Below are 6,049 nucleotides of genomic sequence, written 5' to 3'. Positions count from 1 at the left end.
CCGACTCGGGACCGCCGTGACGAACTCCGAGCTGAAGGCGCTCAACATCACGCCCGCCGAATTTCATGGTGAGTGGAACTACGTCGTCAGGCCGCAACCGATCACGTAATTGAAGCTCAAGCCCTTACCGGGCGAACAAGGGCGGCATGACGCCCGACCGCTACTGCGCCCACCTGGACATTCCGGAGCCGGGAGACTGGGACATCGGTGGGCCTCGGCGCGCCATCAAGAGAAAGACCTTCGCCAAGGGCAAGGTCCGCATTCCGGCTGGCTACAACTTCACGCAGGACACCTGGCCGTACTGGAACAACGCCCACCACCTGATTCCGAAGGGCACGCTGGACTCGGTCATCCAGAAGCAGGAGGCCAAGGTCAGCAATATGATCCAGAAGGCCCTGCTCAAGGCCAGGTACAACATCAATCACAAGAAGAACATGTTGCTGATTCCGCAGGACCGTGAGGTCGCTGCGCTGCTCAACCTGCCACGCCATATCCAATTAAAGGATGACGATACGTCGTCGCTGCCTGCGTCATGCACAGACCACCCCGTATACAACGTCATGGTGAGCACGATGACTCGGGGACTGGGCGAAATCATAGACGACTACAAGGCCATCTGCGAGCAAGTGAAGGATGACGAGCACTCGATTCCGGACATAGACCTCGACAAGTCACGCCTGGAAACACTGTCATCCAATCTTCTTGAAATCATCCTCGCCTGGGGGCGGCCAGGCAGCGCGGGACCGTCCTTGGATAAAAAATCAAACAACGCCATCAGATCATATAGCCCCAAGTGAACTACTACTACATCCACCTGATGCCTCGTGAGAACCTCAACTACTGCTTCATCGACGAATACCCCAGCGAAGTAGGAATAAAGAGCTACAAGATCGGGAAGGGATTGAAGCTGGGGACTGACTATCCGGAGGACTCACGCGTCTACATGGCCGACCGCTACACAGGAATTCAACTCTCCGACCTCATCGAAAACGCATGCGGCATGCTCATAGTCAGCAAGCGTATCAAGGAGACCTTTGAGCGAGTCAACAAGGGCCCTGTAGAGTATCTGCCGCTCACCATCTGCAATCACAAGAAGCGTGTTGCCTCAACAGAACACTTCATCATCAATCCCCTGGGCACCGTAGACTGCCTCAACCTGAAGGCCTCCACCATCGTTTATCACGATGACAAGATAGTCCAGGTTCAACGTCCCGTCCTTGACCCAGGAAAAATAGAACACGCTCCACATCTCTTCAGGATGCAAGAACACACATACTCGTTCCTCATGAGCGAAGTCATGATGGAGGAATTGGGCACGCTCAGCCCCCCTCCCACCAATTTCTGCTTCGAGCAACTCGACCAGGCCCCGTCGCAACCCGGTTAAAATCCCTCTGCGATCTAGCTCACTCCAACGAGCGCGACGGGTTGCCGGTGACGCCGAAGTCCGCCCGGAGCTGCGCGTCGGTGAAGAGCGCTCGCGCGGGGAAGCGCTCATGCGCCCTCCATGGGGGGACGGAGGGATGAGACAAGCGTCTCACGAGCGTCCGATACCCGACCCGAAGGTTGCTGAAAATCCAAGAAACCCGGGAAAATTCAAGCGCTGCGCGGGGCAAGCGACCGAGCGGGAACCCGGCACCGTCGGACCGCTCCCGGGCACGGCGTGGGGCACCCAGCTTTGGGGCACAGGAGGTGACACCCATGGCGTGGCCGACAGTCGCGTCGCCCTACGAGCGGCGCTCCCTCACCAGTGGACTGCGGGTTCGGGACGAAAGCGGGGCGATGCTGGGCTACGTGGCCCTCATTGGCCGCGAGCACCTCTACGCGCGGCGCTGGCCCTTCAGCCGGCGGTGGACGGAGTTCTCGCTGTCCCGCGTGCGCCATGTCTCCCGGGATTCGGTGTTCCTGGAGGGGCAATTGCCAGGCCGGGTGGTGGCGGCGGACAAGGGCGCACACGCGGAGATTCCCACGCAGACCCTGCCGCTGGCCGAACGGGACGAGGCGTCCACTCCCGCCTGAGCCCTTCAACCAGGTGCGGCGCGGCGCGGGGTTTTGTGCTTCAAGGAGGCGCCATGGCCCCCATCGAAGAGCTGTCCCAGAGGGTGTCCGCCGCGTTTGCGGACCGGACGTTGTTGAAGGACGCGGCCCACGTGGCCGCCGTGCGCGAGACGCTGGCGCGGCTGGACTCGGGTGAGCTCCGCGTGGCGGAGAAGGGCGTGGACGGCTGGAAGGTGAACGCCTGGGTGAAGGAGGCCATCCTCCTGTTCTTCGCGGTGTCGGAGATGCAGGTGATGGAGGTGGGCCCCTTCGAGTTCCATGACAAGGTGCCGCTGAAGAAGGGGCTGGAGGCGGCGGGCGTGCGCGTGGTGCCCCCGGGCACGGTGCGCTACGGCGCCTTCGTGGAGAAGGGCGCGGTGGTGATGCCGGGCTACGTGAACATCGGCGCGCGCGTGGGCGCGGGCACGATGGTGGACACGTGGGCCACGGTGGGCAGCTGCGCCCAGGTGGGCAAGCACGTCCACCTGTCCGGCGGCGTGGGGCTGGGCGGGGTGCTGGAGCCGCCCTCCGCGTCGCCCGTCATCATCGAGGACGGCGCCTTCCTGGGCAGCCGCTCCATCGTCGTGGAGGGCGTGGTGGTGGAGGAGGAGGCGGTGCTGGGCGCCAACGTGGTGCTTACCGCGTCCACGCCCATCATCGACGTCACCGGCCCCGAGGAGCGCGTCTTCAAGGGCCGCGTCCCCGCGCGCAGCGTGGTGATTCCCGGCATGCGGGAGAAGCAGTTCCCGGCCGGCAGGTACATGGTGCCGTGCGCGCTCATCATCGGTCAGCGGACGAAGTCCACCGACCAGAAGACCAGCCTCAATGCCGCGCTGCGCGACTTCGCGGTGGCGGTGTAATGGCTGAAATCCAGCAGCCCTCGCGCGCCGTAGAAGGCGTGTGACGGCACGGAACGGGACGATGGCGCACCATCTGGACGACATCCTGCCCGAATGGGCACTGGGGATGCTGGAGGCCCCGGCCCGGGCGGCCGTCGAGCAGCACCTCGCGGAGTGCGCGAGGTGCCGTGAGGCGGCGGACCGGCTGGTGTCCACGCACGCGGCGCTGGCGTCGCTGGTGGTGCCGCCTCCCGAAGTATTGTCCCGGTTGATGGACCAGATGGAGGGCCCGGGGCGGCTCGCCCGCTTCGCGGACCGGGTGGCGGCCTTCTTCGACCTGTCTCGCGAGCGGGCGCTGGCGCTGCTGGACGCCGTGAGCGACCCGGCCGCTTGGATGCCCGGACCGGTGGAGGGCTCGGAGCTGATGCCGGTGGAGACGGGCCCCGCGCGCGAAGGGACGATGGCCGCCATCCTCCGGCTCCACCCCGGGGTGCGCTACCCCCGGCACACGCACCACGGCCGCGAGTGGAACCTGGTGCTGGAGGGCGGCTTCCGCGAGGACGAGGGGCACGAGGTCTGGCCCGGCGAGGAGCTGGAGAAGACGGACGGCAGCGCGCATGGCTTCACGGCGCTGACGGAGGGGCCGGCGTGTCTGTGCGCCTCCGTCCTGGAGGGCGTGACGCGCTTCGAGGAAGCGTTCGCGGACGGCTGACGCCCGGCGCTATGGTGGAAGGCGTATGGCTTCCATCGACCTCGCCACGCGGCTGGCTCGCACCACGCTCGAGCTGTGCCGCATCTCCAGCCCCATTACGCAGGAAGGGCCCATCGCCGACCATGTGGAGCGCTGGGCGCTCCGGCACTTCCCTCGGGAGGAGGTGTTCCGGGTCGGCCACACGCTGTTGCTCGGCAAGCTGGAGGATGCGCGCCCCACGGTGGCCCTCATCGGTCACCTGGACACGGTGCCCGCGCACCCCAGCGACGCGGGCCGTGAGGCGCGCATCGAGGGCGAGCGCGTCTTCGGGCTGGGCGCCTCGGACATGAAGGGCGGGCTGGCGGTGATGATGGCGCTCGCGGAGGACCTGCGCCGCGACACGCTGCCCGTGAATCTGGCCTTCCTCTTCTACGAGCGCGAGGAGGGGGCCTACGCCGAGAGCGGCCTCATCCCGCTGTTCGAGCAGCGGCCGGACCTGGCGAAGGTGCGGTTCGGCATCGCCATGGAGCCCACCGACAGCGTGGTGCAGGTGGGCTGCGTCGGCTCCATGCAAGTGACGGTGCGCTTCACCGGCCGCAGCGCGCACTCCGCGCGGCCCTGGCAGGGGGAGAACGCCATCCACAAGGCGGGGCCGTTCCTGGCGGAGCTGCTCGGCCGTCAGCGCGTGGAGGTCAACGTCGCCGGCTTCCCGTTCTACGAGGTCATCAACGCCACGCTCGCCAAGGGGGGCCGCGCGCGCAACGTCATCCCCGAGTCCTTCGAGCTGAACCTCAACTACCGCTTCGCGCCGGGCAAGAGCGTCGAGCAGGCGAAGGCGGACGTGCACGCGCTCGTCGCCGGGCGGGCCGAGGTGGAGTTCACCGATGCGTCGCCCAGCGGCCCGGTGGTGGCGGGCAACCCGCTGTTCCAGAAGTTGATGGCGCTCACCGGACTGCCCGCGGCCTCCAAGCAGGCCTGGACGGACGTGGCGCGCTTCGGCGAGTGGGGCGTGGATGCCATCAACTTCGGGCCCGGTGAGACGGCCCAGGCGCACCAGGCCAACGAGAGCGCGCCCATTCCTCCGCTCGCGGACGCGTACGAGAAGCTCGCTGCCTTCCTGAAGGGCGCGGGCTGACGAGGACTCATCGCGGGACATGCCCTCCAGGGCATGAGGCCCGCGCGCGGTGCACGTCATTCGTCCGCTGTCGTTCATCTGCGTGCCTTCACCGCACACGTCCTGGCGTGCGTGGGCGTACCCTGCTCATGCATCGCCTGCAGTCTTCCTCAACCGGAGCCGACTGAATGACGAACGAGTCCGTCAATCCGCAGATTACCGACGATGTCTCTCCCTCCCTGGCGGAGGCGGGCCTTTCGCCCACGCCTCGGCGCCGCACCGCCACGAAGCGCAAGAGCGCTTCACGCGCGGGCAGCACGCGGAAGTCCGCGCGCAAGGCCACCACCAAGCGTGGAGCTCCGCGCGCGAAGAAGACGGCGGCGCGCGGGAAGACGGCCACCCGCAAGTCCACCACGCGCAAGTCCGCTACCCGTGCCACCGGCCGAGGCGCGCGCAAGGCCACCACGCGGAAGACGGGGACGGCGGGACGGACCGCCCGCAAGACGGGGACGCGCGCCGCCGCGACGAAGCGGACCACCCCGCGCGCTGGCGCCCGGAAGTCGTCGGCCCGGCGCACCACGCGCCGCTGAGGCAGCCGCGCGGACACGCACTTCGGGGCCATGGGGGCAGGACTCCCATGGCCCTTGGCATTTCCGGAACGGCGCCGCTCAGCGCTTCAGTCGCAGCAGGAAGACATCGCCGCGCGCGGAGCCCTGGCGTCCGGTGCCGAAGTCAGTCTCGCGGTCCGTGTGGCCGAAGAGGAAGACGTCCCCGTCGGGCAGCACACCCATGGAGGAAATGGCTTCCAGGCCATACAGCTCGCCTCGCGGCAGGGGCGGGTCCGACAGGAACATCGTCGTGAGGAGCGGCGTCCCCGCAGCGTCGTAGCGCAGGGCCACCGGCTGCGCCGAGCCCATGCCGTCCTTGCCCGCCACGCCGTCCTCGATGCGGTTGTAGGTGAAGCCCGCAACCATCAGCTCCCCGGAGGGCGCCAGCGCGAGCGCGTCCACCTGGACCCCGTCCCCCAGGCCCTTGGCCCAGCGCTCCTGTCCGTCCGCCTTGGCGGAGACGACGAAGGGGGTCTCCCGGAACGCATGCCCCGGCACCTGCGTGTCGCCCCAGCCCACGGTGCCCAGGAAGTGGCCCGCGGCCACCACGGTGCCCGCGCCGTCCATCGCCACGTCGCGCACGGCGCCGCGTGCCTGGCTCAGGGCCTTGGTCCACGTCAGCGCGCCACCCTGGTAGAGCGCGACAAAGGGACTGCCGCCCTCGGTGGCGCCCACCTGCTGGTCGCCGAAGCGCACCGTGCCCTCGTACTGGCCGCCCACCGCCACGCGCCCGGCGCCATCCACCGCCAGCGCCGTGAGCGCC

General features: G+C 67.7%; 8 protein-coding genes and 1 pseudogene. 7 read left to right on the top strand and 2 right to left on the bottom strand.

Annotated features, from left to right (window positions below; all coding sequences use genetic code 11):
- Positions 1–146 precede the first annotated feature (146 nt).
- Positions 147–797 carry an AHH domain-containing protein gene (locus G4D87_RS32150; protein ID WP_163786509.1) on the top strand — a complete coding sequence of 217 codons (651 nt, stop codon included), beginning with the start codon at positions 147–149 and terminating at the stop codon, positions 795–797.
- Positions 794–1,384 carry an imm11 family protein gene (locus G4D87_RS32145; RefSeq protein WP_163786508.1) on the top strand — a complete coding sequence of 197 codons (591 nt, stop codon included), beginning with the start codon at positions 794–796 and terminating at the stop codon, positions 1,382–1,384. Before G4D87_RS32150 ends, G4D87_RS32145 begins: the two co-directional genes overlap by 4 nt.
- A gap of 19 nt (positions 1,385–1,403) precedes the next feature.
- Here G4D87_RS32145 and G4D87_RS40055 read toward each other — a convergent pair whose 3' ends face one another.
- The gene (locus G4D87_RS40055) at positions 1,404–1,538 is read right to left on the bottom strand and encodes a hypothetical protein (protein WP_275902316.1); all 135 of its coding nucleotides are present in this window, start codon (positions 1,536–1,538) and stop codon (positions 1,404–1,406) included.
- A gap of 160 nt (positions 1,539–1,698) precedes the next feature.
- Here G4D87_RS40055 and G4D87_RS32140 point away from each other — a divergent pair, with 160 nt between their 5' ends.
- The 5 genes from G4D87_RS32140 (at position 1,699) to G4D87_RS32120 (ending at position 5,268) form a co-directional block, all read left to right on the top strand.
- Positions 1,699–2,016, top strand: a complete 318-nt coding sequence (locus G4D87_RS32140; RefSeq protein ID WP_217917774.1) for a hypothetical protein — start codon at positions 1,699–1,701, stop codon at positions 2,014–2,016.
- Between the two features lie 53 nt (positions 2,017–2,069).
- Positions 2,070–2,894 (top strand): 2,3,4,5-tetrahydropyridine-2,6-dicarboxylate N-succinyltransferase, encoded by an 825-nt coding sequence (locus G4D87_RS32135; protein WP_163786506.1) that lies wholly within the window; start codon positions 2,070–2,072, stop codon positions 2,892–2,894.
- A gap of 61 nt (positions 2,895–2,955) precedes the next feature.
- Positions 2,956–3,585 carry a cupin domain-containing protein gene (locus tag G4D87_RS32130; RefSeq protein WP_205507798.1) on the top strand — a complete coding sequence of 210 codons (630 nt, stop codon included), beginning with the start codon at positions 2,956–2,958 and terminating at the stop codon, positions 3,583–3,585.
- Positions 3,586–3,610: 25 nt separating this feature from the next.
- A complete protein-coding gene (gene dapE, locus G4D87_RS32125) occupies positions 3,611–4,699 on the top strand; it encodes a succinyl-diaminopimelate desuccinylase (protein WP_163786504.1) in 1,089 nt (362 codons plus the stop codon).
- 167 nt (positions 4,700–4,866) lie between these two features.
- Positions 4,867–5,268, top strand: a complete 402-nt coding sequence (locus G4D87_RS32120) for a cell envelope biogenesis protein TolA (RefSeq protein ID WP_163786503.1) — start codon at positions 4,867–4,869, stop codon at positions 5,266–5,268.
- A gap of 78 nt (positions 5,269–5,346) precedes the next feature.
- Here G4D87_RS32120 and G4D87_RS32115 read toward each other — a convergent pair.
- Positions 5,347–6,049, bottom strand: a pseudogene (locus tag G4D87_RS32115) (hypothetical protein); the annotation flags it as partial.

This window comes from Myxococcus vastator, assembly GCF_010894475.1.
In the GTDB taxonomy this organism is placed as follows: Bacteria; Myxococcota; Myxococcia; order Myxococcales; family Myxococcaceae; genus Myxococcus; species Myxococcus vastator.
Note: the sequence above shows the minus strand (reverse complement) of the source record. Positions and strands in the feature narration are given on the sequence as shown.